Below are 24,153 nucleotides of genomic sequence, written 5' to 3'. Positions count from 1 at the left end.
GCTTCACATAAGCTCCGCGCCAGTTGACTGTGCGATGGCGGAAGGCGGAAAACCTTCTCGCGGAGTCCCGACATGAAGACGCGCACGATCAAGACAGTTTTGGCTCTTACGCTTTTGTCTGTGCCCTTGGCGGGCTGCCTGAGTTCTCCCGAGGATCTGAATTTCTACGACACCGGCTCCACCGACGCCGATCGCTTCGTGGCGCAGACCTATCCTGTCTGGGCGCGGCCGGTGGTGGTCAAGAAGAAGACCCCGTTCACCTCCGACGTCAACGAGATCAAGCCGACGGTGGTCTATCAGGATACGGCCGGCTATCCCGTCGCCTCTGCGGCTGCAAGCGCGGCGATGATGCAGCATCCGTCTTTGATGTACGCCCAGCCCAAGTTGAGGGTCGCCGCCTATGCGGAGTTCGAGGAGGGCGGTCGCCGGGTGCCGGCGGTGCCGGTGGAGAATGTCGATCCGGAATTCCTGCGCAAGGAAGTCGCTTACCGGACGTCGGAGAAGCCCGGCACGCTGGTGGTCGACACCCGTTCGCGCCATCTCTATTTCGTGCTCGGCAATGGCCGCGCCATCCGCTACGGCGTCGGCATCGGCCGGCAGGGCTATGCCTGGAAGGGGCGCGGCGTGATCCAGTTCAAGCGCGAATGGCCGCGCTGGACGCCGTCGGACGACTATGTCGCCGACAAGCCGCAGATGAAGATGTTCTCCGCCTCCTATGGCGGCCTGGTGGGCGGCGTCAACAATCCGCTCGGCGCCCGCGCGCTCTATATCTTCGCCGATGGCAAGGACACGCTGTTCCGCGTCCATGGCACGCCGGATTGGAAATCGGTCGGCAAGCAGGCCTCGTCCGGCTGCATCCGCATGTTCAACCAGGATGTCGTCGACCTCTATCGCCGCGTCGGCCGCGGCGCCGAGATCGTGGTTCTCTGATCAGGCCTCTTCGAGATTGCGCCTGACCCGGCGCAATCCGTCCATCAAGGTCCGCATCTGCTCGAGATCGCAGCCGATCGCCTGGCCGATGCTTTTCAAGACCTCCTGCGCCCGCACCTTCAGCGTCATGCCCGGCGTCGTCAATGCGATCATTACCTGACGCTCGTCCTCGCGGCTGCGTTCGCGCCTGATATAACCGGTCTTTTCCAGCCGTTTCAGCAGCGGCGACAGCGTTCCGGTGTCGAGCCCCAGCGCTGCCCCGATCTCTGTCACACTCGCGGCGCGTTTCTCCCATAGAACCAGCATGACCAGATATTGCGGATAGGTCAGGCCGAGCTCGGTGAGCAGCGGCCTGTAAGCCTTGGTGAAGGCGTGGCTGGCCGAATAGATGGCGAAGCAGAGCTGGTTGTCGAGGCTCAAGGGATCTTGGGTCATGGTCGTCTCCTGAGCCCATCCATACACGTCGAAATGAATTTTGTAAAATTATATTGCGCACAACATAATTGCGCCCTATATAACTCATGTCAGATCCAAACAGGGAGACAGAAATGCCCATTCTCTACACCACCCGCGCAACCTCCACCGGCGGCCGCGTCGGCTCCTCCAAGACGGATGACGGCAACCTCTCCGTCAACCTCACTTCCCCGAAGGAACTCGGCGGCGACGGCGCCCCCGGCACCAATCCCGAACAGCTGTTCGCAGCCGGCTACTCTGCCTGCTTCCTCGGCGCGCTGAAATATGTCGCCGGCCAGGCCAAGGTGAAGCTCTCGCCCGAAACGCATGTCACCGCCACCGTCGGCATCGGTCCGCGCGAAGACGGCACGGGCTTCGGCATCGAAGTATCGCTGTCGGTCGATGTCCCCGATGTCGATCGCGCCGTTGCGGAAGATCTCGTCGCCAAGGCCCACATCGTCTGCCCCTACAGCCATGCGATGCGCACCTCGACCGAAGTTCAGGTCACGCTGGCCTGATCCGGATCAGCCGATCCGACGCAAATCCTGCCGCAGGCGATCCATGTCGCCCTGCGGCATTTCTTTATCTAGCGCCTCGTGTTCGGATTTCCAGACGGGCAAAGCGCGCGCCAGGACGTCGAGGCCGGCGTCGGTCAGCAGCAACAGTCGGGCGCGGCGATCCTTTTCGCTCGGGATAACTTTCAGCAGGCCGTCTCGTTCCAGCGGTTTCAACGCCGCCGTCAGCGTCGTCCGATCCATGGCGAGGAGATCCGCCACTGCCGACAAAGGCGGCGGTTCGGGCCGGTTGAGCGACATCAGCAGTGAAAACTGGCCATTGGTGAGGCCGAAGGGTTTCATCGCCTTGTCGAAGCGCCGGGCGAGCGCCCGCGCCGCGCGCTGGGCATGCAGGCAGATGCAGTGATCCTTGACGAAAATCGTGGTCTGGAAGGGAACGGCGCGTTGAATTGACATGTCTCATATATGTTGATATCAACGTAAATGTCAAGTCCAGCGGCGAGGAGGAAGCCTGATGGAGCATGAAGTCGTATCGCGTGAAGAGTGGCTCGAGGCGCGCAAGGCGCTGTTGGTCAAGGAGAAGGCGCTGACCCGCCAGCGCGACGCCGTCAACCGGGACCGGCTGGCTCTGCCCTGGGTTAAGGTCGACAAGGACTATGTGTTCGAAACGGAAACCGGACCGGCGCGTCTCGCGGATCTGTTTGCCGGTCACAGCCAGCTGATCATTATTCATTTCATGTTCGGGCCGGATTGGGAGGCGGGATGCCCCGGTTGCTCCTTCGGCGCCGATCACATGGACGGCGCGCTCGTCCATCTCAATCATCACGATGTCAGTCTGGTCACCGTGTCGCGCGCGCCGCTGCCGAAACTGCTCGCCTATAAGAAGCGCATGGGCTGGACATTCCCCTGGGTCTCATCCCTCGGCAGCGATTTCAATTACGATTTCCATGTCTCTTTCACGCCCGAGCAACTGGCGGCAGGGGCGGTGTCCTACAATTACACCTCGATCCCCTCGGAGCGCGCCAATGACGAATTGCCGGGCCTGTCGAGCTTCTACAAGGACGAGGACGGGACGATCTATCACACCTATTCGCAATATGCCCGCGGCGGCGAGGAGACGCTGGGAACGCTGATGTTCCTTGATCACGCGCCGCTCGGCCGCAACGAGACGGGCACGTTGAGCTTCATCAGACGCAAGGACGAGTATGTCCAGAAACCGGCTGAAAAGGCTGGCTGCTGCCATTGAGGGAGGGCGTCTCATGGAGTTTCCCAAACCCACCGAACATCATCGCGTGCTCGATCGCCTCGTCGGCGACTGGCTCTATCTCACCTCCACCGGCCATGAAGGCTATGACCCCGAAGACCCGCTCAAGCGCTGGACCGAGAAGGTCCGCTCCATCGGCGGCCTTTGGATCGTCGCCGAAGCGGAGGGCGGCATGGGCGAGGGCGAGCGCGGCGCCGCGATCATCACCCTCGGCTACGATCCGCGTGTCGGCCACTATGTGGGCAGCTGGATCGGTTCTATGATGGATAAATTCTGGGTCTACAAGGGGTGGCTGGAGGACGACGGCCAGACACTCGTCCTGGAGGCCGAAGGCCCGAGCATGGAAGACCCTGACCGCACCGAGCTTTATCGCGACGTCATCCACTTCATTGATGATGATAACAGACGCTTCTCCGGCAGTGTTCGCCAGGCGGACGGCAGTTTCAAGACCTTCATGACCAGCGAAGCAAAACGCGTCGGCTGAGAGCCGACCTCCAAGCAAGAGAGAGGGACTGTGCATGCATGGCACATTTATCTGGCACGAGTTGATGACGCCTGATCCGGCGGCGGCACAAGCCTTTTACGGTTCACTGCTCGGTTGGCAGCCGACGGAGATGGAGATGGCAGGCTTCACCTACACCACCTTTGCGGTCCCGGGCTTCCCCTCCGGCGTGGCAGGCATGATGGCGCTCACCCCCGACATGGCAGCCCAAGGCATCCCGCCCAACTGGAACGGCTACATCGCCGTCGATGACGTCGACAAGACGGCGGCTGAATACGAGCAAAACGGCGGCGCAATCCACAAAGCCCCCGAAGACATCCCGGGCATCGGTCGATTCGCCGTCGTCGCCGATCCGCAAGGGGCCGTCGTCTGCCTCATGACCCCGCAGATGCCTGAGGGTGAGACCGGCAGCTGGCCGACGCCGGGCAGCGCCGGCACCGTCGGCTGGAACGAGCTGATGGCCGGCGACTGGGAAAAGGTCTGGGATTTCTACGCCGCCCGATTCGGCTGGGAAAAGGACATGGCTGTCGACATGGACGCCATGGGCATCTACCAGACCTTCAAGCTCGGTGAGCGCGGCATCGGCGGCATGATGAACAAGCGGCCCGAGATGCCCATGCCATTCTGGAACTTCTACATCCTCGTCCCCGCGATCCGAGCCGCCGCAGCCAGGGTCACTGAACTTGGCGGGCAGGTGCTGATGGAGCCGCATCAGGTGCCGGGCGGCGCCTGGATCTGCCCGGCGCTCGATCCACAGGGCGCGGCGTTTTCGCTGATGTCCGAGAGCGAGTGACCGCGCCTTGCATTGCGGGCGGCTTTTGGAAACAATGCAGGCGCGGGGCGAAACGCCTCGCGCCTGTCTTCTTGGGGTGAATGATGTATACGCCGCCCGCCTTCGCCGTCGACGACCTCTCGGACATCCGCAGGATGATAGCCGCCTGCCGGCTCGCCAATTTCGTCACCGCCACCGCCGATGGGCCTCTGGCGACGCCGCTGCCGATGTTTCTGGACGAGAGCGAAGGCGACTATGGTGTGCTCTACGCCCATCTCGCCCGCCCCAATCCGCAATGGAAGGTCCAGCCGATCGGGCCGGGGCTCGCGATCTTCATGGGTCCCGACGCCTATGTGACGCCGTCCTGGTATGCGTCCAAGGCCGAGCATGGCAAAGTCGTCCCGACCTGGAACTATGAAAGCGTGCACGCCTCCGGTCCGGTGGAGTTCTTCGACGACGGCGACCGGTTGCTCGACATTGTCACACGCCTCACGCGCCTGCATGAAACCGGGCGCAAATCGCCTTGGGCGGTGTCGGACGCGCCCGAAAGCTACATCGCCGGCCAGCTACGCGGGATCGTCGGTCTGCGGATGCCGATCGAAAAGCTCGAAGGCAAGCGCAAGATGAGCCAGAACCGCAGCGAGGCGGATCGAAACAGCGTTCGGGAAGGGCTCGCGTCGAGCGGGGAAGCGATGGATCGGGTGGCGGCGACGCTCGTGCCATAAGCCATCAAAGGGTTCTTCGCGTCAGCTTTGCTTTTCGCCAGCGCCCTTGCCGTCGCTGCTGCGGGACCGCTCCTCGACACGGTCGGCGCCCTTCTTCAAGTCTGAACCCTTTTCGGCTTCGACCTTGCGTTCCTCGCCGGCGGCAGCTTCGTGCAGATCCCTGGATGATTGCTTGCCCTGCGGCGTCGGCGCTTGTTCCGTTCCCATATCGTCCTCCTGCGGCGGTTGGGTTGCGTTGGAGGAACGAGGGGTGATTTCGAAGGTTCCGCGAGACCTACCATTCTCAGGTCATAGAAAGCCGAGATTTATAATCATGTGTTCCCGGAAGTTCGCCATGAAGCTTTTCATGGTCTCGTGGGTAGTTTCTGGATAATTCGCAGCTCGCTGAGGTGCCGGCGAGCGATGATACTACCGACGTCGTTCGAAATCCGCGTTGTTCTCGAACGGAGGATTGAACGAGCCGCGCTGGATCGTCACTGCTCTGCAGCCGTTCGTTGCTATCACCACCCGTGTTTTAAAAAAATTGCGTCTCCATTTGAGAAAGTTTACCTTTCGGATGACGGCGTCTTCTTGCCGGCGTTTCGACATCAAAAAGGGACAAGCGCCCATTGCATACCGAAAAAGCTCAATTGGTTTCTGCCCAATCTCAGTTCGAGGCCTTTGCGCGCGATATCCGCGGCCAAAGAGTGAGTTCAGTTTGGCGAGGGAACGGGTCGGCATTGTTCGTTGAAGTCGGCGCATTGTTTGCCGATCCAAACATGAAGAGCGAGTTTGGCCGGCGATTGATCGGTGAATTCGGGATCATGATCGAATGGAGTTGGCGCATCGAGAGCGAGACCTCGATCCTCTGCGCCAGTTGGACTGAGGAAAATGATTGGGAAAGACATTTCCAGTCCTTAGTTGGCCGTCGTGTGGAAAATCTGTCCCTGTTCGCCCGGTTGCCGGAACTCAATCTGGCTTTGGAAGGCGACACTTATGTCGTGACGTTCAATACGGGGGGCGAACAACCCGAATGGTCTCTGTTTAGGCGCACCCCCGAAAACGGGTCATTTATGACGCTCCATGTCGATAACGGCCGCGTGGTTGAAGAAGGGCGGCCCTAAGCGCCTTTACCGCCGCAAGCTTCCCAAGATCCCGCGCACGATCGCCGCGCCCACCGCCGTGGCCACGGAGCGGGCGGCGGATTTCATCGCGGCTTCCATGATGGTTTCGCGCTGGTAGCCGCTCTTTTTCTGCTGTTGGGCCTGGGGCGTCGGGTCGGTTCCGAAGCCGGGCAGCGTCCAGCCGCCGATGGTGATCGAGCCGGTCTGGTCGGCCGGCGCCTGGGCAGGGTCGGGCTGCTGGACCTGGGTCTGCGACTGCGACTGCGACTGCGCTGCGGCTTCGGCCTTCTTGGTCAGGATCTCGAAGGCGCTTTCGCGATCGAAATCCTCGTCATACATGTCGCGCACCGGGCTGACCGACATCACCTGGCGGCGCTCGTCTTCGTTGAGCGGGCCAATGCGGCCCGAGGGCGGGCGGATCAGGGTGCGTTCGACCACCGAGGGCGCGCCCTTGCCTTCGAGGGTGGAGATCAGCGCTTCGCCTGTGCCGAGCGTGGTGATCACATCTGCGCAGCTGAAGTCGGGATTGGGGCGGAAGGTGTCGGCGGCGGTCTTCACCGCCTTCTGCTCGTTGGGCGTATAGGCGCGCAGCGCGTGCTGGACGCGGTTGCCGAGCTGGGCGAGCACCGTCTGCGGCACATCCATCGGGTTCTGGGTGACGAAATAGACGCCGACGCCCTTGGAGCGGATGAGCCGCACCACCTGCTCGACGCGCTCGATCAGCACTTTGGGCGAGTCCTTGAACAGAAGATGCGCCTCGTCGAAGAAGAACACCAGCTTCGGCTTGTCGGGATCGCCGACCTCAGGCAGTTGCTCGAAGAGTTCGGAGAGCAGCCAGAGCAGGAAGGTGGCGTAGAGGCGCGGATTCATCATCAGCCGGTCGGCGGCGAGCACCGAGATCGCGCCGCGGCCGTCATTGGTGGTGCGCATGACGTCCGTGATCTTGAGCGCCGGCTCGGAGAAGAGTTTGGTTGCGCCCTGCTGTTCCAGGATCAGTAGTTCGCGCTGGATCGAGCCGACCGAGGCCTTAGAGATGAAGCCGAATTTAGTGGAGATCTCCTGTGCGTTCTCGCCCATATAGTTGAGCATGGCCTGGAGATCCTTGAGATCGAGCAGCGGCAGGCCGCCTTCGTCAGCGATCTTGAAGGCGATGTTGAGCACGCCTTCCTGGGCGTCGGACGCATTGATGAGCCGCGATAGCAGCAGCGGACCCATTTCGGTCAGCGTGGTGCGGACGCGATGGCCCTTTTCGCCATAGAGATCCCAGAAGATCACCGGGAACTGCTGGAAATCATAATCGGTGAAGCCGATATCCTTGGCGCGCTTGTCGAGGAAATCCTTGAACTCGCCGAGGGCGGCGACGCCGGAAAGGTCGCCCTTGATGTCGGCGCAGAACACCGGCACGCCGGCGTTCGAGAAACCTTCGGCCAGCACCTGCAGGGTGACCGTCTTGCCGGTGCCGGTAGCGCCGGTGATCAATCCGTGGCGATTGGCGAATTTAAGGTCGAGATATTCCGGCTTGTTGACAGAATCGTCGGGCTTGCGGCTCGTTCCCAGATAAATCTTGCCATCGACCAGCATATCGTCCTCCGGATATATTCAGATGTCCTGTACATAATTGAAACATAGGGGATTTGCTATAGAGGGTGATGACGCTGCGGGCGATGCGTATGTTCACGCAATGCGGGAAAGCGGCGGGGCGGGCTTGCCCTGCGGCGAAACAGGAATTACATTGACGTAAACGTCAATAAACGGAGGATTCAATGTCGGAATTGGTGACTAAGGTTGCGGATGCGGTCGGGATCGAAGCGGACGTCGCCTCAAAGGCGATTGGCTTTATGCTGGCCTTCCTGCGCAAGGAAGGCGATGACGCGGCTGTTGAAAAGATGATTGCGGCCATTCCTGGCGCGGCCGAGCTCGCGGATGGCGCGAGCGGCGGCGGCGGCGGCATTCTCGGCGCTTTGCTCGGCGGCGGCATCATGGGGCTCGGCCAGAAATTGATGAGCCTCGGCCTTGGCATGGGAGAAATTACCGCGCTCGCGAAACAAACCATGGCGGTGGCGCGTCAATATGCAGGCGACGAGACGGTGGATGCGGTTATCGCATCTGTGCCCGGTCTGTCGCAGTTTGTTTAACGAATGGTGGTTGGCGAGGTATAGTATTTCTTGCCTCGCCCCTTTTGATAGGCGAGATATGTGCTAGAAGCAAGGCAGCCTTGCCGAAGTGGAGATTGTTGTAGATGCGACTGGATGAAATGCGGTTGGAGGAGCATGCCGGTTACCTTTGCAAGACGATGTCTCGTCTGATGGCGTCTCTGCTGCAAGACCGGCTCAAGACTCTCGGCATTGCTCCGGCGCAATTCGCTGTGATGCTCGCCATCGATCAGACCGGTTCTCCGCTTCAGAAGGATATTGTCGAGGCGCTCGATCAGGAGCAGGCGACGGTCGCCAACACGCTGGCGCGCATGGAGCGTGACGGTCTGGTGGTGCGTCGCCCTTATGAAAAGGACGCCCGCGTCCAGAAAGTGTCGCTGACGTCCCGCGCCGAGGAGATCTGGTCCGAAGCGCTGGAAAAAGCCACCGAACTCAACGAATTGGCGCTGTCTGGCCTGACGTCCGAGGAGCGGGAAAATTTCATCGTTCTGATGCAGAAGGTGATTTACACGCTGCGCGCCGTCAACGGCAAACCGCCTCAGGAATGGGAAGAGCGCTGCGGCCGCAGTTTCTCCGGCTGTCCCGAGATGATTGCGCCGGAATGCGTCGGTGAGGATCTGGAAACCGCCTGAAAACAGCGCCGGATTGAGCGCGAGCGACCATTGTATTTGGCCGGCTGGCGCCGGCCTTTGTCTCTGATTCGATTATTCGGCGTCTGCGCCGGCGTCATCGTCAGCCGAGTTGGCGGGCTGTTTTGCAGCATCGGCCTTGTTGGCCTCCGCGCCGGCGGGTTTCGGCCGCATGACGCGCACGACATCCTTGCCGAGCATCGTGCCGATTTCGACCTTGCCGGTCTTTTTATCGACGACGCAAAGCACCGCGCCGCGCGCTTTTTCCGTCTTCAGGCGACCGTGAACCAGCGCCAGCCCATAGCTCTCGCTGCCGGTCGGATCGACGACGACGTCGACGCGGCGGAACTCCGCCTTGGCGGCTTCGGCGCATTTGGTTTTCACGGTTTCGTTGAATTCGGCCCAGGCGTCCGGCGAGGATGCTGATGCGGCCATCGGGAGCGCCAATGTCGCGGCTGCCGCCAGAAAGAGGATGTTACGGGATGGCATCAAGATGTCTCCTGTTGATTCTTCAACGGCGCAGCGCCGCCCAATCAGACAATGCGGATCCATTGAGGCGGTTTCGTGGGCGGCAAATTATTGTGGGTGAACGGTTGCCATCAGCGCTGCTCAAACCTATGTTCCGAACGGGTTTTCAACCTTCCACAAGGAATAACAGGAGAGACCGCCATGGCGTTCGAATTGCCGCCGCTTCCCTATGATTACGAAGCTCTCGCGCCCTTCATGTCGAAGGAAACGCTCGAATATCATCACGACAAGCATCACATGGCTTACGTGACCAACGGCAACAAGCTCGCCGAGGAAGCTGGTATGGCCGGCCTCTCGCTCGAAGAGATCGTGGTGCAGTCCTACGGCAAGAATGCCGGCCTGTTCAACAATGCCGGCCAGCATTACAACCACATCCACTTCTGGAAGTGGATGAAGAAGGACGGCGGCGGCAAGAGCCTGCCGGGCAAGCTTGACGCAGCGATCACTTCCGACCTCGGCGGCTACGACAAGTTCCGCGCCGATTTCATCGCCGCCGGCACGACGCAGTTCGGCTCCGGCTGGGCCTGGCTCTCTGTCAAGGACGGCAAGCTCGAAATCTCCAAGACCCCGAACGGCGAAAACCCGCTCGTGCATGGCGCCAAGCCGATCCTCGGCGTCGACGTGTGGGAGCATTCCTACTACATCGACTACCGCAATGCGCGTCCGAAATATCTCGAAGCCTTCGTCGACAGCCTGATCAACTGGGATTACGTGCTGGAAATGTACGAAGCCGCCGTTAAGTAAGGCTGATCGTTTTCGAAAATCCCCGCTGGCTCGCGTCCGCGGGGATTTTTGCATTTGTGAACATACCGTTTCCAGGTCGACGACAATGCCGGGCTTAGCGGGCGGTTTCCGGACGCCGGCGTGTCAATCCCGCCGGGGATGCGGACACTTCACAAAAAAATCATTTTGTTTCACGCGAATTCCATCCGACTGCTATGGGGCGCGCTCATCTGTCGCGCCGACCGGATCGGTCAAGATCACAGTCCAGGAGAGGTATATGCTCAGGAAATTCATCGCCGCCACGGCGCTCTGTCTCATCTCCGCCACCACGGTCGTTTCGGCCGCTGGCTTCGGCGAGGAACGCGAACACACGATGGAAAAGATCGGCGGCGCCATGGCGACGCTCGGCAAGGTGGCCAAGGGCGAGAGCGCTTATGACGCCGAAGCTGTGAAGGGCGCGCTGACCACGATCAACACCTCGATCACCCATTTCAAGACGCTGTTCCCGGCCGGCTCCGAAAACGACTCCAAGGAAGCCAGCCCGGCGATCTGGACCAACAAGGCCGATTTCGATGCGCATGCCGACAAGCTCGCCGCCGATTCGGCGACACTTCTGGCCCAGCTTCCGGCCGATCAGGCCGGCGTCGGCGCGGCGATGGGCGTGCTCGGCAAGGATTGCGGCGCCTGCCATCAGTCTTACCGTCTGAAGAAATAATCGCCTAGGAGGCAATGACCGCCGGCCTTCGCGCCGGCGGCTTTCGTTTGTGGAGACGAGACATGGCGAAACGGGCAGTCAAGGTTTTGGCGGGCTTGATCGGGCTTGGCGTCATCGGCGCGGGCGCGTTCCTGTTCATCACGCGGCCGCAACCCTGGCCAGCGGAGCATTGGGCTCAGGCCGGCGCGGGCGACGCCGCCCGGGGCGCGATCGTGTTCTCCATGGGCGGCTGTGTGAGCTGTCATGCCGCGCCGGGCGCAAAGGACGACGCCAAGCTGACGCTCGCCGGCGGCCTGGCGCTGAAGAGCCCGTTCGGGACCTTCCATGTTCCCAATATCTCTCCTGACGAAAAGGCCGGCATCGGCGGCTGGACGCTGGCCGAGTTCGGCGACGCCATGACGCGCGGCGTGGGTCCCGGGGGAGAGCATCTCTATCCATCCTTTCCCTATGGCTCCTATAGCCGCATGAGCGTGCAGGATGTGGCCGATCTCTTCGCCTATCTGAAAACGCTGCCCAAAAGCGACAATGTCGCGCCGCCGCATGAGCTCGGCTTCCCCTTCAATATCCGGCTGGCAGTTGGCGGCTGGAAATTCCTCTACCTCAACGACAGTCCGCGGGTGGAGCTCGCCAACGCGGACGACAAGGTCCGACGCGGTCAATATATCGTCGAAGGCCCAGGCCATTGCGGCGAATGCCATACGCCGCGCGACGCGCTGGGCGGCTTCAAAGCCGACGCATGGCTGGCCGGAGCGCCCAATCCAGAGGGCGAAGGGCGAATCCCCAACATCACCCCCGGCGGCGAGATTGGAAACTGGTCCGAAGCGGACATCGTGACTTACCTGCAGACCGGGTTTACCCCCGACTATGATTCCGTCGGCGGCAGCATGGTCGAGGTGCAGCAAAACATGGCGAAGCTGCCCCAGGCGGATGTCGAGGCGATCGCGGCGTATCTGAAGGCTGTTCCGAAAATGTAGACGGGCCGGGGTAGTTCAGGCTACAGCGCCAACGCACAGCCACGCAGTCTCCGGGTACGCATTGAAAGTGTACGATTGACGCAGCGCGCGCGCTTGCCTAAAGTGTGATCCGCGCAACCGGAGGCGTCCATGCCGAGAGCAGCAGTCGAAGACAATGAGCGGATGAGCTTGCGGGTCGCAGCAGAGACAAAGTCCAAATTGTTGCGGGCGGCTTCTCTGCGCAATACCGACCTCACTAACTTCGTGACGCAGTCTGCGCTCAGGGAAGCGGAAGCGGTGATCGCGGACGCGGAGGCCGTCAAGGCCTCAGAGCGCGATTATCTGCGCATCCTCAACCTCTTGGAAAACCCGCCAAAGCCCAACGCCAAACTGCGGGCCGCAATCGACGCTCTGCCGGACAGTCTATGAGCATACCGTCCTGGCGTGAGGAGGCGATACGCAAAACTCATGACCGGGCGTCTTTCGATTGTGGCGACGCGCAGATGAACGAATTTCTGCAGCGCTTTGCCCGACAAGGACACGAACAGAACGCCGCCAAGACCTTCTGCGCAGTTGACAATTCTTCTCCCAACCGCGTCCTCGGGTTTTACACCATCGCGCCTGCTTCAGTCGTCCATGAAGCCGCGCCGCGATCGATGACGAAGGGACTGGCGCGGCATGACGTTCCCGGCTTCCGGCTTGCCCGTCTAGCGACGGATTTATCCGTGGCGGGGCGAGGGCTGGGAGGACAATTGCTGGCCGCTGCGGCCTTGCGCTGTTTGCGGATCGCCAATGAAAGCGGCGGCGTTCTGCTGATCATCGACGCAAAAGGAGCCCGCGCCGCCGATTGGTACGCTTCGTTCGGGGCGGAGCCGCTTAAGGACAAGCCTCATACTCTGGTCATGCCGCTGGCGATCTTCGCGCCTGACCTGCGCGCCAAAGGTCTACTCTAACACGATGAAAAGCCAAGATCGCCTCTCGCCAAATCCTTTTCACTGCGTCAGCCGCAACATTGTCTTGGACGAGCTTTCGCCGATCGACTGGAAGGCGGCGACCAATCCGCTGGCGGTGTCGGTCGTGAAGTAGGTGTCGGTGCTCGAGGCGCAATATCTCAGCAGCGCCTGGCCTTTCGCCGGGGCCATCAGCGCGATGGTGTAGATCACCACGCCCGCCGCCTTGGCTTTGTCGCAATATTGCTTGGTGGCGGTGTCGTCCGAGCTATTGTTGTTGTCGCCGTCGGTCATGAAGACGATATAGCGCGACGGGTTGCCGCCGTTCTTCTGCTTGTGGATCGTCGCTTCCGTCGTGGCGCTGACGGCGGCATAGGCTTTGGCGAAAGCGTCTGTTGAGGAGGTGCCGCCGGTCGCATCCAGCGCGTTGACGAAGGTCAGCGCCGCCGACGTGCCCCAGGCGAGATCCGAATAGCCGCGCATTTGCGAGTTGTAGGAGACGGCGCCGGTGCGGACATATTTCGTCTCGGGATCCACCGTGCTGAGCTGCGTCATCAAGCTGGCGACCGCCAGCTTCAGTGCGGCGATCTTCGTATAGGTGAGGGTGCACTGATAGGTCCACCAGCCGAAGCTGCAGGTGGTGGTGTAGGTGGAATTGGTGTTTTCATCCATCGACCCGGACTGGTCGAGAACCAGATAGAGCGACAGCGGGCTCTTGGTGGTGACGGCGGTTCCGCCGAGCACGGCGCTGACTGCCGCGACGTTGACCCGGTCGATGCCGGCCATCTTGAGGAAACTGGTGGGCACGCCGCCGCGCACCGTGGCCTTGATGGTCGATGACGACGTGTCGAGATCGATGTCTTCCGCGGAGAGACTGTAGGCGTTGGCGCTGCCTTGCAGGACGGTCATCCAGTTGATGACCGAGGTTTTCAGCTCGGTTTCGTTCTTGGTGTCGATGTCCTTGATGGCCGCGATCAGCGCGGCGTCGAGATCGTTCTGCAGCTTTGTCCGGACGTTCATCGCCCGGACATAATCAAGGCTGCAGCCGACCGCGACCAGAAGCGGCGTCATGATCAAGGCGAAGGTGAGGGCGATGTTTCCGCTCCGGTCGCGAAGCAGATAGAGCAGCGCCCTCTTCAATATGCAAAAACAGGGTGGTCGCATGGGTATCTCTAAATTATAAATTGCTTATCTTTTGATTGTACAACCTGATTGTTATTGTCAGGTTAATGATTATAAAAATATAATATAGGTTGCGAAGCGTGGATGTCCGCACCCGCGGAAACGAAAAACGGGCCGTCGCCGGCCCGTTCGCACATGTCCCGAAAGTCTCTGCCGATCAGTCCTTGCCGACAACCTTCAAAGCGAAGGCGTATTCATAGGCGACTTCTTCCAACCGCTGGAAACGGCCTGACGCCCCGCCATGGCCGGCGCCCATATTGGTTTTCAGCAGAACCGGGTTCTTGGAGGTGGTGTGATCGCGCAGCTTCGCCACCCATTTGGTCGGCTCCCAATAGGTCACGCGCGGATCGGTGAGACCGGAGAGCGCCAGGATCGGCGGATAGGCTTTCGGGCCGACATTGTCATAGGGCGAGTAGGAGGCGATGTAGTCATATTCCTCCTTGCTGTCGATCGGGTTGCCCCATTCCGGCCATTCCGGCGGCGTCAGCGGCAGCGTGTCGTCGAGCATGGTGTTGAGCACGTCGACAAAGGGCACGGCGGCGATGACGCCCGCAAACATTTCCGGGGCCATGTTGACGATCGCGCCCATCAGCATGCCGCCGGCGGAGCCGCCTTCGGCGACGATGCGGTCGAAGGAGGTATATTGCTGGCGCACGAGGAAATCGGCGGCGGCGATGAAGTCGGAGAAGGTGTTCTTCTTGTTCTCCATCTTGCCATTCTCATACCAGGCGAAGCCCTTGTCTTTGCCGCCGCGCACATGGGCGATGGCGTAGATGAAGCCTCGGTTCACCAGCGACAGGCAGTTGGTGTTGAACGAGGCGGGAATGGAGATGCCATAGGCGCCATAGCCATAGAGCAGGCAGGGCGCGCCGCCGTCGAGCTTGGTGTTCTTGCGATAGAGCAGCGTGACCGGCACTTTCTCGCCATCGGCCGTCGGCGCGAAGACGCGGCGGGTGACGTAATCGTCGATCTTGTGGCCCGAGGGCACTTCCTGCGTCTTGAGCAGCACCCGCTCGCGGGTCTTGAGATTGTAGTCGAACAGTTGCGACGGCGTGGTCATCGAGGAATAGGAAAAGCGGATCCAGTCCGTGTCATATTCCATCGCGCCGATCAGGCCGAGCGAATAGGCTTCCTCGGCGAATGCGATCGAATGATCCTCGCCGCTCACGCGGTCGCGGATCATGATGCGCGGCAAGCCCTCATGCCGCTCCATCCAGACGAGATGGCCCTTATAGGCTTCCACCGACAGGATCAGCGTGCCCGGGCGATGCGCCACGACCTCGGTCCAGTTTTCCTTGCCCGGCGCATTCACCGGCGCCTGCATGATCTTGAAATCCTTGGCGTCGCCGTCATTGGTGAGGATGTAGAAGACGTCGCCGCCTTCGCTCATCGAATATTCGACGCCCTCGACGCGCTCGGCCACCAGCATGGGTTCGGCGGAGAGGTTCTTGGTCGACAGGAGGCGATATTCCGAGGTCTCGTGGTCGTGGATGTCGACGAAGACGAAGTCGTTGAGCATCGAGCCGCCTACACCCATGAAAAAGCCGGGATCGCGTTCCTCATAGACCAGCCGGTCCGAGGATTGCGGCTGGCCGAGAACGTGGTGGAAGACCTTGGACGGGCGGTGGTTCTCGTCGAGCTGCGTATAGAAGAAGCTCTTGCCATCCGGCGCCCAGACGCCGCCGCCGCCGGTGTTCTCGATGAGATCGGCGAGGTCCTTGCCGGTCTTGAAGTCGCGGATCTTCAGGGTGAAATATTCCGAGCCCTTGTCGTCGAAGCCCCAGATGCCCTTGTCATGGCCTGGCGCATGATCGAGGCCGGAGAAGCGGCAATAGGCCTTGCCCTCGGCTTCGCGATCGCCATTGAGCAGGATTTCCTTGAGGCCATCCTTGTCGCGCTTGGTGCGGAAATAATGGGCGTGCTCGCCGCCCTTCACATAAAGCGTGCCATAGGCGAAAGGGCCGTCCTTCATCGGCACGGAGGAATCATCCTCCTTGATGCGGGCCTTCATTTCGTCGAACAGTTTCTTGCGCAGATCGGCCGTATCGGACATCGCGGCGTCCTGATAGGCGTTTTCCGCCTCGAGATAGGCGCGGATCTCGGCGTCGAGAATCGAGGTGTCCTTGAACATCGCCTGCCAATTTTCCGCCCTGAGCCAGGCGTAATCATCCGTCCGCGTGACGCCGTGCCTTGTATCGGTCACGGGCTTCTTTGCGGCTCTGGGCGGTTCCGGCAGATTTTTGAAGGCGGGCAAGGCACACTCTCTTTTTGAATTAACCGATTGTTTGAATCGTTCGCGTCAGAGATAAAGCCGCGCGCCCCCGACTTCAAGCGCGGGGCTGCCGGCGTGACCCTGGACCAAGAGGAATGAGTGACATGGCGATTTCGATGGCGCGCGGCCTGCTGGCGTTTTCGCTGCTTGCGGCTCAGCCCGCTCTTGCCGGAACGCCGGAGGCGCCGACGACGCCGGTAAAGCCGCTTTCAGCCATTGCGGCCAAGACACAGGGCCCGCGTCTCCTCGAGCCGAAGCTGGTGATGGCCAAGATCCCGGGTGAGGGGCCGGCGGTGGCGCTGACCTTCGACGCCTGCATGGGCCAGACCGACGCCCGCATTCTCGACATGCTGATCGACAATCAGATTCCTGCGACGATCTTCGTCACCGCCCGCTGGCTGAAGCGCAATCCCGAGCCGTTGGCAAAAATGATGGCGCATCCCGAGCTGTTCGAGATCGAGAACCATGGCGAAAACCATGTACCGGCGGTCGATCGGCCCGCCAGCATCTATGGCATCGCGGCCGCCGGTTCGCCGGAAGCGGTGGCGCGCGAGGTGGAGGCCGGCGCCGAGGCGATCGTGAAAGCGACCGGCAAGCGGTCGACCTGGTTTCGCGGCGCCACCGCCAAATACACCAGGACATCCATCCAGCAAATCCAGGCAATGGGCTTCGAGATCGCCGGCTATTCGGTCAATGGCGACGGCGGCTCATTGCTCGGCGCATCGGTGACCGCCAAGCATTTCGCCTCGGCCCGCGACGGCGATGTGATCATCGCCCATATCAACCAGCCGACCCATGCGGCCGGTGAGGGCGTGGTCAAGGGTGTGCTGGCGCTGAAAGCCAAAGGCTATCGCTTTCTGAAATTGTCGGAACGCCGGGAAACGCTCTCGGCGAAAGGTCTCTGATTGGGTCGGACGGGCGGCCGCCGGAACCTAGCCTGTCAGAAATCGCAGTAGCCGGCGTCGATGCCGATGCCGTCATCCCACAAAATACGCGCTTCGCAGCTCTCGTTGTCCCGGGGAACAACCGGTCCGAAGCACTCCGTACGTTCTTCCGACGCGTAGAGCTCGACCATCCATTTATGTCCGATGAAGGTGTTGAAGCTCGCAGTTTCGCCCGGTTGAACCAGACCATATTCCTTCAGGAAGCCATCGAAATCGATCCAGAACACCCGGAAGGCATAGGGCGTTTCATTGTGGAAATTGATGCCTGTCGCCGCGTCTGAATTCGGAGAAGGGTCATGAGCCTCCTCACACGCCGCAGCCTGCGCCATCGTGGCACCCAACGGTCCAACGCTGCTGATGCAGGTCGCCGCCAAAAGAATCACAGCCGCCGCTCTGGAAATAGCGCGCATGCTTCACCTGCCATATGATTGAGGTTAACTCGGTCGCGTTTATTCACCGACAACCGTCTTCAAGGCCGTCATCAGCCCGATATCGGGATTGGCGGCGCAGGCTTCGGAGAGTTTCGCAGCAACGGCGGTAATCGCATCGAAGTCGACCCGCGTGTCTCCCGCCTTGCCGCCGTAATAGCCGTGCATCCAGAACATCACCAAGCCGGCTTCATCTTCGGACCAGCTGGCCGTGTCGGAGCATTTCAGCGTGGACATGTCCAAAACTTCGGCATGTGACTGTGTTGCGCACAGCATAAGAATGCTGAAGCCGATAGATGCGATCGTCTTTCTCATAGGCTGTTTCCCCTCATTTTCTGCAGGGGAAGTTACAAATATTTTCTAAATCGAGTCAATGGATTCGATGAAGAGGCAATGGGTTAATTGTTGCAACTATCCAGTGTTTTTATTCTTGTTTCTGTTTTTGAAAATGTTGAGATTGTGTGATTGCCGTAAGCCTCGCTGATGAGATTTTCGAGAATTTACTCTGATGTGATAGCCGCTGCGCCGAACAACTTTCCGGGCGAGTGAATGTGTTGAATTTGACCATCACCGGAGATGAGCCTGTTGCTGGAAAGACAAGAGAAGCTCCGATATTCTATGACGCCGCCCGGTGGATCGCCGCGCAAATCTGCCGCCAGATCGCCGCATTGGGGCTGGAGCTGGAGGCAAACAGTGGGTGCGTCTCGGCGTAGCTGGCTTCCCGCCCAGCGCGCCGGGCGATCAGGCCGAAGCGGCGGTCGAATTCCGGATCATGTCCAGATGTTTTGAGGATCTCCACCAATCGCGGCGACGGCGCGGTGAAATAGGAGGAGAAGCTGAGATTAAGTTCATGATATTCAAGCATCATCCTTTTCAGGCCTGAAAAGTCGTCTCCGAATGGACGCGTGTCGAAGCGCGAGGAGGGCGGCGGGACCGGATATTCGATCGTCCGATAAGCGGCGTCGTTCAGCTCCATCAGCCTGCCGGCAATCTGAAGCGCGGTGGCGCGCGCGCCGAAGATATCGGCGAGCCTGACGCGAAGCGTCCAATGGTGAAGGTCGCCCTTGCCGCTCTCGGTGATGTCCGAAATCGCCTGGAACGCAGTCATCAACAGTGTGTAGCGCGTCGCTGCGGGAATGGCCGTCTCCGAGGCTGCCAAAGCCGCGCCGAGAGCTTGGGTGTAGGCGGGGGTGAGCGTCGACAGGCGGTCGATCCAGGTGGGGAGGAAGGGCTGCGCCCAGTGCTGGCGCAGAAGGAGTTCAGGCAGATCCGGCCGCGGCGCATCAGTGTTCGCTTCTGGATCGACGAGCAGTCCGCGCGCGGCGAGGCGTTGGGCCCGATCCGGTTTGCAGGCGAAAAGATTGAGTAGAAATCCATCCGCGTGCCGGGGATCATAGGACGCGAGCGCATTGAGACCGGGGACCAGCCTATAGAGATCGTAGCCCAGCCCGGTCACGGCTTCGATGAGCCCGTGATTGACAGCCGAGCCATGCCGCAATTCGAACATGAGCAGGGGAGAGCGGCTGCGGAAAAAGTCGTCGCCACCCTTGAGAATGGCGATTTCCTCCCCCTCGGCGTCGAGCTTGACGAAATCGATGTCGGGGACCAGTCCCGCCCGGCGCCAGAATTCGTCGAGCGCATAGAGACGGATGCGCTCGGCTGCGGGGCCCCGCGTGTGCAGCGAATTGGTCTCGCTATTGCCGGAGATCGAAATGTCGGCTTCGCCGTCGCGATCGGAGAGGCCCGCCGCAACAAGCGTCAGGCGATCGGAGAGCCTGCTGTCGGCGATGCTCTTCGCAAGCATTCCGCCCGGCGCAGAGGTCGGCTCGAAGGCCCAGACATGTCCTGAGGTGAGCCGGTTTGCAATCGTCAGCGCATAGACGCCGTGATTGGCGCCGATGTCCAGGGCTTGCATGTCAGAAGTGGCGAGCGCACGGATGAAATCCATTTCGGCTTCAAACCAGTCTTCCTGTTCGAGCAACACATAAGACGTCATACGTCGCACATCGGCGTTCGCAACAACGCCGACGCCGTCTTTGAGGGTGATCGTCCAGGTGGGGAGCGGCTGGTTCATGGTTTTTCCGGAACACGCATTTTGTGTCCGGTGTTGTAATTCGCTGCGCTTGTGTAGGGCTTTCGAATATATGAGAAGCCGAATGGAGTGCGTGCGGCGTCGCCATCGCACGGTCGCCCTTGACGCGCGCTGCAATCACCCCGATAGGGTCTCTCCAAGCCGGCGCCCGGCGCCGAAAACGACATGACAGGAGATTATCCGTGAGCAACCCGACCGTCGAAGCCGCCATCAACAGCATTTACGACTCGCTGCGCGCCGATAACGAGGATCTCGACCCGCGCATCGCCGCGCTCAAGACAGCGCTCGCGGAAGCCGGGCTCAGGGAAGCGGTGTTCGATCCGACCAAGCTCGTGCAGAACAACCGCTCCGGCCGCAAGCTGATGCAGGCCTATTTCCGTCAGCGCGGCGTGACGGTGACGTTTTCGGCCTAAGCAGACAAAGGGGGCTTTAGCCCCCTCACGCCCTCTCCACGAACCCGTCCAGCACCCGCTTCTGTCCCGCCCGGTCGAAATCGATCGTCAGCTTGTTGCCGTCGATGGCCGCGACATTGCCGTTGCCGAATTTGATGTGGAAGACGCGGTCGCCGATCGAGAATTTCGAGGGTTCGTCGACCTTGGATTTTGCGATCAGCTCGCCCTGGATGACGCGGCCGGTGGGGCCGGCTTCGCCATAACCGACGCGCTCCACCGATACGCCAGAGCGGTTGCCCCAGTTGCTGCGGGTCGCCTCGGTCTTGTTGGCCTGGGCGCGCTGCCAGCCGGGGGAGGAATAGGACGAGGCGAACGGCTCCTGCTTGTCGAAGCGCGACTGGCCGTAAGGATTGCCCCTTCCATAGCCGCCATAGCTCTGCTCGGCTTCGGCGACTTCGACATGATCGGGCGGCAGTTCATCCAGGAAGCGCGAGGGAATGGTCGATTGCCAGAGGCCGTGGATGCGGCGGTTGGACACAAACCAGATATGCAGCCGCTTCTTGGCGCGGGTCAGGCCGACATAAGCGAGCCGGCGCTCTTCCTCCAGCCCGTTGCGGCCGCCTTCGTCGAGCGCGCGCTGATGCGGAAACAGGCCTTCCTCCCAGCCCGGCAGGAATACCGTGTCGAATTCCAGCCCCTTGGCCGAATGCAGTGTCATGATCGAGACGGCGTCCATCTCCTCATTCTGCTCGGCGTCCATGACCAGCGAGACATGTTCGAGGAAGCCGCGCATGCTCTCGAAAGAATCCATCGAGCGGATGAGTTCCTTGAGGTTTTCGAGACGACCCGGCGCTTCGGCCGTCTTGTCGTTCTTCCACATGTCGGTATAGCCGCTCTCTTCGAGGATTTGCTCGGCGAGTTCGGTATGGGGCATGGTTTCGAGCAGCTTCTGCCAGCGCTGGAAATTGGCCACGACATCGAACAGCGCCTTGCGCGCCTTGGGCTTCAGTTCCTCGGTCTCGACCATGTCGGCGGCGGCCGCCAGCATGGGAATGTTGCGGGCGCGGGCATAGTCGTGGAGATTGCGCACCGTGGTGTCGCCGAGGCCGCGCTTCGGCGTATTGACGATGCGCTCGAAAGCGAGATCGTCGGCGGGTTGGCAGACCAGCCGGAAATAGGCCATGGCGTCGCGGATTTCGAGGCGCTCATAGAAGCGCGGGCCGCCGATGACGCGGTAGTTCAGCCCCAATGTCACGAAGCGGTCTTCGAATTCGCGCATCTGGAAAGAGGCGCGCACGAGGATCGCCATGTTGTTGAGGAGATGCTTGGCCCCATCGGCTCCGTCGCCGCGCTGCAGACGCTCGATCTCTTCGCCGATGGCGCGGGCTTCTTCCTCGGAATCCCAGGCGGCGTGCACCTGCACCTTCTCGTCGTCGGGGTCGTGGCGTTCGGTGAACAGCGTCTTGCCGAGCCGACCCTCGTTATGGGCGATCAGGAAGCCCGACGCGCCGAGAATATGGGCGGTGGAGCGGTAGTTGCGCTCGAGCCGGATGACGGCGGCGCCCGGGAAATCCTTCTCGAAGCGGAGGATATTGTCGACATCGGCGCCGCGCCAGCCATAGATCGCCTGATCGTCGTCCCCGACGCAGCAGATATTGACGGAGGCGCGTGATGAAGACCCCTCCCCAACCCTCCCCACAGGGGGGAGGGAGTCTGGCTGCGGCGCGTCGCCGGGAAAATCCTCGCCATCCACGACATCTGTGTCCGAGGTCGCGCCGAAATGGTCGCCGCGGGCTCCAAGCCCCGCCCCCTTGTGGGGAGGGGTTGGGGAGGGGCTCTTTCTCCCCGGGCGCTGCGCCAGCAGCCTGAGCCACATATATTGCGCCGAGTTGGTGTCCTGATATTCGTCGACCAGAATGTAGCGAAACCGGCCCTGGTAATCGGCGAGAATGTCGGGATTGGTCTTCAGGATGCGGATCGGATGCATCAGGAGATCGCCGAAATCGCAGGCGTTCAGGCTGAGCAGCCGGTTCTGATAGGCGGTGTAGAGCGCGCGCCCCTTGCCGTTTGCGAAGGCGCGGGAATCGCCTTCGGGGATCTGGCTGGGATCGAGACCCTTGTTCTTCCAGCCGTCGATCATCAGCGCGAATTGCCGGGCCGGCCAGCGCTTGTCGTCCAGGCCTTCGGCCTGGATCAGCTGCTTGATCAGCCGGAGCACGTCGTCCTGATCGAGAATGGTGAAGTCCGAGCGCAGCGATACGAGTTCGGCGTGCCGGCGCAGGAATTTCACCCCGATCGAGTGGAAGGTGCCGAGCCAGGGCATGCCTTCGACGACTTCGCCGGCGAGATGGGTGATGCGCTCGCGCATTTCTCGCGCCGCCTTGTTGGTGAAGGTCACCGCGAGGATCTGGCTGGGATAGGCCCGGCCGGTAGCGAGGATATGCGCGATGCGGGTGGTGAGCACGCGGGTCTTGCCGGTGCCGGCGCCGGCGAGCACCAGAACCGGGCCGTCCAGCGTTTCGACAGCGCGCAGCTGCTCGGGGTTCAGTCCTTCGAGATAGGATGGCCGGGCCACCGCGCCATTGCGGGCGGCCAGCGCCCGGGCGGCGATGCCGCTGCCGCCGCCGCGTTCCGGCGCGGGCTCGCGATTGGTCCTGGGGCGCGCGGACGGGGCGTCCGGCTCCTCGTCAAAGAAGGGAATGTCGTCGAAACCACTGGTCATGCCGCCTAATGTAGTGATTCGGCTGCCGATGGCCAGCGACAGTTTCCGCTTTGTTCATGTCGAAAGGGAGGGGATCGACCGAAATTCCGCGATCAGCGCGTCGATTTCCCTTGCCCAATCCACCGAGAGCGCCCGTTTTTCGCCGTCGTCGAGCCAACTGCCCTCGATGCCGTCGAGAATGGAGCGGCGCAGCATGTCGGGCGAAAAGCCGAGGAGATCATGCGCCTTGCGATATTCCTCGCCGAGATCGGTGGAAAACATCGGCGGGTCGTCGGAATTGATCGTCAGCCTCAAGCCGAAATCGGCCATCTTGCGGATCGGATGGTCGGCGTCGAGGACCGTCCAGGGTGAGGTGACCGCCGCGGTGGATGGGCAGCAGGTGAAGAGGATGCCTTCATCCCGGCAGCGGCGCATCAGCGCCTCGTCGGTCACCACATGATAGCCGTGATCGATGCGGCGGACGCCGAGCGCGTCGATCGAGCCGGCGATATAGGCGGCGGGGCCGCTTTCGCCGGCATGCGCCGTGACCTTCAGCCCGGCCTTGCGGGCGCGGGCGAAAAGATCGCCATAGGGTTCGGGCGGGAACGGCGCTTCGAGGAAATCGAGGCCGATTCCGATCAGCCGCTCCTCCTTGCGCGCGAGGATCATGTCGAGAAGCTCTTCGCCGGCGGCGGGACCGAGTTCTCTGTTGACGCCGGGGACGATGCGGCTTTCGACGCCGAAATCGGCTTTCGCGTCATCCATGCCGGTGGTGATGCCGCCGATCATCGTGTCGAAGCTCACCCCATGGACGAAATGCACCTGGGGCGAAAAGAAGAATTCGACGTAGCGGGCATTGTTTGAGGCGCAGCTCTCCAGCATTTCATAGGTTATGCGCCTGTAATCGTCCGCACTGAGCACGCTGTCGGAGACGGCGGTGTAGATATCGAGGAATTCCTTAAGATCGCGATAGTGATATAGATCTTCGACTTTGTCGTGCGGCGGCAACATCACGTTGTTTTGATGCGCCAGTGCTGCTGCCGTGCTTGGTCTGATCGAACCTTCGAGGTGCAGATGCATTTCCATCTTCGGCAGGCCACGAAGGAATTCTTGGTGTGTCGACATCATAGTCCTGCTCGAAATCTGTGCGCTCTGATGGTCTGCCTAAAAAATCTCCCATTACGAGGTTTTGTCAAGGCGCAGCGGATTGCGATCATTACAATTCGG

28 protein-coding genes are annotated in these 24,153 nt (G+C 61.1%); 16 read left to right on the top strand and 12 right to left on the bottom strand.

What is annotated here, in order from left to right:
* The first annotated feature begins 72 nt into the window (after positions 1-72).
* Entirely contained in the window at positions 73-930 is an 858-nt protein-coding gene (locus E8Q41_RS23275; RefSeq protein ID WP_137157954.1) for a L,D-transpeptidase, read from the top strand.
* On the opposite strand, the gene E8Q41_RS23270 is transcribed toward E8Q41_RS23275, so the two are convergent.
* Positions 931-1,365, bottom strand: coding sequence for a MarR family transcriptional regulator (locus tag E8Q41_RS23270; RefSeq protein ID WP_137157953.1), 435 nt, complete (start codon positions 1,363-1,365; stop codon positions 931-933).
* 113 nt (positions 1,366-1,478) lie between these two features.
* Here E8Q41_RS23270 and E8Q41_RS23265 point away from each other — a divergent pair, with 113 nt between their 5' ends.
* Positions 1,479-1,901: an organic hydroperoxide resistance protein gene (locus E8Q41_RS23265; RefSeq protein WP_137157952.1), complete on the top strand. Its 423-nt coding sequence runs from the start codon at positions 1,479-1,481 to the stop codon at positions 1,899-1,901.
* A gap of 6 nt (positions 1,902-1,907) precedes the next feature.
* On the opposite strand, the gene E8Q41_RS23260 is transcribed toward E8Q41_RS23265, so the two are convergent.
* Positions 1,908-2,354, bottom strand: coding sequence for a MarR family transcriptional regulator (locus tag E8Q41_RS23260; protein WP_137157951.1), 447 nt, complete (start codon positions 2,352-2,354; stop codon positions 1,908-1,910).
* 58 nt (positions 2,355-2,412) lie between these two features.
* Between E8Q41_RS23260 and E8Q41_RS23255 the strand changes: the two genes are divergently transcribed.
* The 4 genes from E8Q41_RS23255 to E8Q41_RS23240 all read left to right on the top strand — a co-directional run bounded on the left by E8Q41_RS23255 (position 2,413) and on the right by E8Q41_RS23240 (position 5,161).
* Entirely contained in the window at positions 2,413-3,144 is a 732-nt protein-coding gene (locus E8Q41_RS23255) for a thioredoxin family protein (protein ID WP_137157950.1), read from the top strand.
* 13 nt (positions 3,145-3,157) lie between these two features.
* Positions 3,158-3,646 (top strand): DUF1579 domain-containing protein, encoded by a 489-nt coding sequence (locus E8Q41_RS23250; protein WP_137157949.1) that lies wholly within the window; start codon positions 3,158-3,160, stop codon positions 3,644-3,646.
* A gap of 34 nt (positions 3,647-3,680) precedes the next feature.
* Complete coding sequence (locus tag E8Q41_RS23245) at positions 3,681-4,457, top strand: VOC family protein (protein WP_137157948.1); 777 nt, start codon at positions 3,681-3,683, stop codon at positions 4,455-4,457.
* An 83-nt stretch (positions 4,458-4,540) separates the two neighbouring features.
* A complete protein-coding gene (locus E8Q41_RS23240; protein WP_137157947.1) occupies positions 4,541-5,161 on the top strand; it encodes an FMN-binding negative transcriptional regulator in 621 nt (206 codons plus the stop codon).
* 21 nt (positions 5,162-5,182) lie between these two features.
* On the opposite strand, the gene E8Q41_RS23235 is transcribed toward E8Q41_RS23240, so the two are convergent.
* On the bottom strand, positions 5,183-5,368 hold the full coding sequence (locus E8Q41_RS23235) for a hypothetical protein (RefSeq protein WP_137157946.1): 186 nt from the start codon (positions 5,366-5,368) through the stop codon (positions 5,183-5,185).
* Between the two features lie 401 nt (positions 5,369-5,769).
* Between E8Q41_RS23235 and E8Q41_RS23230 the strand changes: the two genes are divergently transcribed.
* A complete protein-coding gene (locus tag E8Q41_RS23230; RefSeq protein WP_137157945.1) occupies positions 5,770-6,264 on the top strand; it encodes a hypothetical protein in 495 nt (164 codons plus the stop codon).
* A gap of 6 nt (positions 6,265-6,270) precedes the next feature.
* Here the strand turns inward: E8Q41_RS23230 and E8Q41_RS23225 are convergent, their stop codons facing one another.
* Complete coding sequence (locus E8Q41_RS23225; RefSeq protein ID WP_137157944.1) at positions 6,271-7,845, bottom strand: helicase HerA-like C-terminal domain-containing protein; 1,575 nt, start codon at positions 7,843-7,845, stop codon at positions 6,271-6,273.
* A gap of 182 nt (positions 7,846-8,027) precedes the next feature.
* On the opposite strand from E8Q41_RS23225, the gene E8Q41_RS23220 reads away from it, so the two are divergent.
* Together E8Q41_RS23220 and E8Q41_RS23215 are read left to right on the top strand one after the other, a co-directional pair.
* Positions 8,028-8,399, top strand: a complete 372-nt coding sequence (locus E8Q41_RS23220; RefSeq protein WP_137157943.1) for a hypothetical protein — start codon at positions 8,028-8,030, stop codon at positions 8,397-8,399.
* Between the two features lie 104 nt (positions 8,400-8,503).
* Positions 8,504-9,049 carry a MarR family transcriptional regulator gene (locus tag E8Q41_RS23215; protein ID WP_137157942.1) on the top strand — a complete coding sequence of 182 codons (546 nt, stop codon included), beginning with the start codon at positions 8,504-8,506 and terminating at the stop codon, positions 9,047-9,049.
* A 72-nt stretch (positions 9,050-9,121) separates the two neighbouring features.
* Here the strand turns inward: E8Q41_RS23215 and E8Q41_RS23210 are convergent, their stop codons facing one another.
* A complete protein-coding gene (locus E8Q41_RS23210; protein WP_205910417.1) occupies positions 9,122-9,535 on the bottom strand; it encodes a hypothetical protein in 414 nt (137 codons plus the stop codon).
* Between the two features lie 180 nt (positions 9,536-9,715).
* Here E8Q41_RS23210 and E8Q41_RS23205 point away from each other — a divergent pair, with 180 nt between their 5' ends.
* The 5 genes from E8Q41_RS23205 (at position 9,716) to E8Q41_RS23185 (ending at position 12,918) form a co-directional block, all read left to right on the top strand.
* Positions 9,716-10,318, top strand: a complete 603-nt coding sequence (locus tag E8Q41_RS23205; protein WP_137157941.1) for a superoxide dismutase — start codon at positions 9,716-9,718, stop codon at positions 10,316-10,318.
* Between the two features lie 256 nt (positions 10,319-10,574).
* A complete protein-coding gene (locus E8Q41_RS23200) occupies positions 10,575-11,012 on the top strand; it encodes a cytochrome c (RefSeq protein WP_137157940.1) in 438 nt (145 codons plus the stop codon).
* Between the two features lie 62 nt (positions 11,013-11,074).
* Positions 11,075-11,986, top strand: coding sequence for a cytochrome c (locus E8Q41_RS23195; RefSeq protein ID WP_137157939.1), 912 nt, complete (start codon positions 11,075-11,077; stop codon positions 11,984-11,986).
* 129 nt (positions 11,987-12,115) lie between these two features.
* On the top strand, positions 12,116-12,394 hold the full coding sequence (locus E8Q41_RS23190) for a DUF1778 domain-containing protein (protein WP_137157938.1): 279 nt from the start codon (positions 12,116-12,118) through the stop codon (positions 12,392-12,394).
* Positions 12,391-12,918 (top strand): GNAT family N-acetyltransferase, encoded by a 528-nt coding sequence (locus E8Q41_RS23185; protein WP_137157937.1) that lies wholly within the window; start codon positions 12,391-12,393, stop codon positions 12,916-12,918. The genes E8Q41_RS23190 and E8Q41_RS23185 overlap by 4 nt, the downstream gene beginning before the upstream one ends.
* Positions 12,919-12,957: 39 nt before the next feature.
* On the opposite strand, the gene E8Q41_RS23180 is transcribed toward E8Q41_RS23185, so the two are convergent.
* Positions 12,958-14,079 carry a TadE/TadG family type IV pilus assembly protein gene (locus E8Q41_RS23180; protein ID WP_137157936.1) on the bottom strand — a complete coding sequence of 374 codons (1,122 nt, stop codon included), beginning with the start codon at positions 14,077-14,079 and terminating at the stop codon, positions 12,958-12,960.
* A 175-nt stretch (positions 14,080-14,254) separates the two neighbouring features.
* Positions 14,255-16,351 carry a S9 family peptidase gene (locus E8Q41_RS23175; RefSeq protein ID WP_137157935.1) on the bottom strand — a complete coding sequence of 699 codons (2,097 nt, stop codon included), beginning with the start codon at positions 16,349-16,351 and terminating at the stop codon, positions 14,255-14,257.
* A 134-nt stretch (positions 16,352-16,485) separates the two neighbouring features.
* On the opposite strand from E8Q41_RS23175, the gene E8Q41_RS23170 reads away from it, so the two are divergent.
* Complete coding sequence (locus tag E8Q41_RS23170; RefSeq protein ID WP_137157980.1) at positions 16,486-17,274, top strand: polysaccharide deacetylase family protein; 789 nt, start codon at positions 16,486-16,488, stop codon at positions 17,272-17,274.
* A 35-nt stretch (positions 17,275-17,309) separates the two neighbouring features.
* On the opposite strand, the gene E8Q41_RS23165 is transcribed toward E8Q41_RS23170, so the two are convergent.
* The 3 genes from E8Q41_RS23165 to E8Q41_RS23155 form a co-directional block, all read right to left on the bottom strand.
* Positions 17,310-17,723: a hypothetical protein gene (locus E8Q41_RS23165; protein ID WP_137157934.1), complete on the bottom strand. Its 414-nt coding sequence runs from the start codon at positions 17,721-17,723 to the stop codon at positions 17,310-17,312.
* A gap of 39 nt (positions 17,724-17,762) precedes the next feature.
* Entirely contained in the window at positions 17,763-18,056 is a 294-nt protein-coding gene (locus E8Q41_RS23160; RefSeq protein WP_137157933.1) for an HdeA/HdeB family chaperone, read from the bottom strand.
* Between the two features lie 301 nt (positions 18,057-18,357).
* Positions 18,358-19,815: an FkbM family methyltransferase gene (locus tag E8Q41_RS23155; RefSeq protein ID WP_137157932.1), complete on the bottom strand. Its 1,458-nt coding sequence runs from the start codon at positions 19,813-19,815 to the stop codon at positions 18,358-18,360.
* Between the two features lie 200 nt (positions 19,816-20,015).
* On the opposite strand from E8Q41_RS23155, the gene E8Q41_RS23150 reads away from it, so the two are divergent.
* Positions 20,016-20,246: a hypothetical protein gene (locus E8Q41_RS23150; protein ID WP_137157931.1), complete on the top strand. Its 231-nt coding sequence runs from the start codon at positions 20,016-20,018 to the stop codon at positions 20,244-20,246.
* Between the two features lie 25 nt (positions 20,247-20,271).
* Here E8Q41_RS23150 and E8Q41_RS23145 read toward each other — a convergent pair whose 3' ends face one another.
* Positions 20,272-22,947, bottom strand: a complete 2,676-nt coding sequence (locus E8Q41_RS23145; RefSeq protein WP_137157930.1) for a UvrD-helicase domain-containing protein — start codon at positions 22,945-22,947, stop codon at positions 20,272-20,274.
* A gap of 54 nt (positions 22,948-23,001) precedes the next feature.
* Entirely contained in the window at positions 23,002-24,051 is a 1,050-nt protein-coding gene (gene add / locus E8Q41_RS23140) for an adenosine deaminase (RefSeq protein WP_170976591.1), read from the bottom strand.
* Positions 24,052-24,153 lie beyond the last annotated feature (102 nt).

This window comes from Rhizobium sp. FKL33 (assembly GCF_005222915.1).
Taxonomy (GTDB): Bacteria; Pseudomonadota; Alphaproteobacteria; order Rhizobiales; family Rhizobiaceae; genus Rhizobium_E.
The sequence above is the reverse complement of the archived record's forward strand: the minus strand, read 5'-3'. Positions and strand labels throughout refer to the sequence as shown.

Bases quoted from the DNA above. Each gene is read 5' to 3' on its own strand.
- E8Q41_RS23275 (WP_137157954.1), top strand. From the start codon at position 73: ATGAAGACGCGCACGATCAAGACAGTTTTGGCTCTTACGCTTTTGTCT.
- E8Q41_RS23270 (WP_137157953.1), bottom strand. From the start codon at position 1,365: ATGACCCAAGATCCCTTGAGCCTCGACAACCAGCTCTGCTTCGCCATC.
- E8Q41_RS23265 (WP_137157952.1), top strand. From the start codon at position 1,479: ATGCCCATTCTCTACACCACCCGCGCAACCTCCACCGGCGGCCGCGTC.
- E8Q41_RS23260 (WP_137157951.1), bottom strand. From the start codon at position 2,354: ATGTCAATTCAACGCGCCGTTCCCTTCCAGACCACGATTTTCGTCAAG.
- E8Q41_RS23255 (WP_137157950.1), top strand. From the start codon at position 2,413: ATGGAGCATGAAGTCGTATCGCGTGAAGAGTGGCTCGAGGCGCGCAAG.
- E8Q41_RS23250 (WP_137157949.1), top strand. From the start codon at position 3,158: ATGGAGTTTCCCAAACCCACCGAACATCATCGCGTGCTCGATCGCCTC.
- E8Q41_RS23245 (WP_137157948.1), top strand. From the start codon at position 3,681: ATGCATGGCACATTTATCTGGCACGAGTTGATGACGCCTGATCCGGCG.
- E8Q41_RS23240 (WP_137157947.1), top strand. From the start codon at position 4,541: ATGTATACGCCGCCCGCCTTCGCCGTCGACGACCTCTCGGACATCCGC.
- E8Q41_RS23235 (WP_137157946.1), bottom strand. From the start codon at position 5,368: ATGGGAACGGAACAAGCGCCGACGCCGCAGGGCAAGCAATCATCCAGG.
- E8Q41_RS23225 (WP_137157944.1), bottom strand. From the start codon at position 7,845: ATGCTGGTCGATGGCAAGATTTATCTGGGAACGAGCCGCAAGCCCGAC.
- E8Q41_RS23220 (WP_137157943.1), top strand. From the start codon at position 8,028: ATGTCGGAATTGGTGACTAAGGTTGCGGATGCGGTCGGGATCGAAGCG.
- E8Q41_RS23215 (WP_137157942.1), top strand. From the start codon at position 8,504: ATGCGACTGGATGAAATGCGGTTGGAGGAGCATGCCGGTTACCTTTGC.
- E8Q41_RS23210 (WP_205910417.1), bottom strand. From the start codon at position 9,535: ATGCCATCCCGTAACATCCTCTTTCTGGCGGCAGCCGCGACATTGGCG.
- E8Q41_RS23205 (WP_137157941.1), top strand. From the start codon at position 9,716: ATGGCGTTCGAATTGCCGCCGCTTCCCTATGATTACGAAGCTCTCGCG.
- E8Q41_RS23200 (WP_137157940.1), top strand. From the start codon at position 10,575: ATGCTCAGGAAATTCATCGCCGCCACGGCGCTCTGTCTCATCTCCGCC.
- E8Q41_RS23195 (WP_137157939.1), top strand. From the start codon at position 11,075: ATGGCGAAACGGGCAGTCAAGGTTTTGGCGGGCTTGATCGGGCTTGGC.
- E8Q41_RS23190 (WP_137157938.1), top strand. From the start codon at position 12,116: ATGCCGAGAGCAGCAGTCGAAGACAATGAGCGGATGAGCTTGCGGGTC.
- E8Q41_RS23185 (WP_137157937.1), top strand. From the start codon at position 12,391: ATGAGCATACCGTCCTGGCGTGAGGAGGCGATACGCAAAACTCATGAC.
- E8Q41_RS23180 (WP_137157936.1), bottom strand. From the start codon at position 14,079: ATGCGACCACCCTGTTTTTGCATATTGAAGAGGGCGCTGCTCTATCTG.
- E8Q41_RS23170 (WP_137157980.1), top strand. From the start codon at position 16,486: ATGGCGCGCGGCCTGCTGGCGTTTTCGCTGCTTGCGGCTCAGCCCGCT.
- E8Q41_RS23165 (WP_137157934.1), bottom strand. From the start codon at position 17,723: ATGCGCGCTATTTCCAGAGCGGCGGCTGTGATTCTTTTGGCGGCGACC.
- E8Q41_RS23160 (WP_137157933.1), bottom strand. From the start codon at position 18,056: ATGAGAAAGACGATCGCATCTATCGGCTTCAGCATTCTTATGCTGTGC.
- E8Q41_RS23155 (WP_137157932.1), bottom strand. From the start codon at position 19,815: ATGAACCAGCCGCTCCCCACCTGGACGATCACCCTCAAAGACGGCGTC.
- E8Q41_RS23145 (WP_137157930.1), bottom strand. From the start codon at position 22,947: ATGACCAGTGGTTTCGACGACATTCCCTTCTTTGACGAGGAGCCGGAC.
- add (WP_170976591.1), bottom strand. From the start codon at position 24,051: ATGTCGACACACCAAGAATTCCTTCGTGGCCTGCCGAAGATGGAAATG.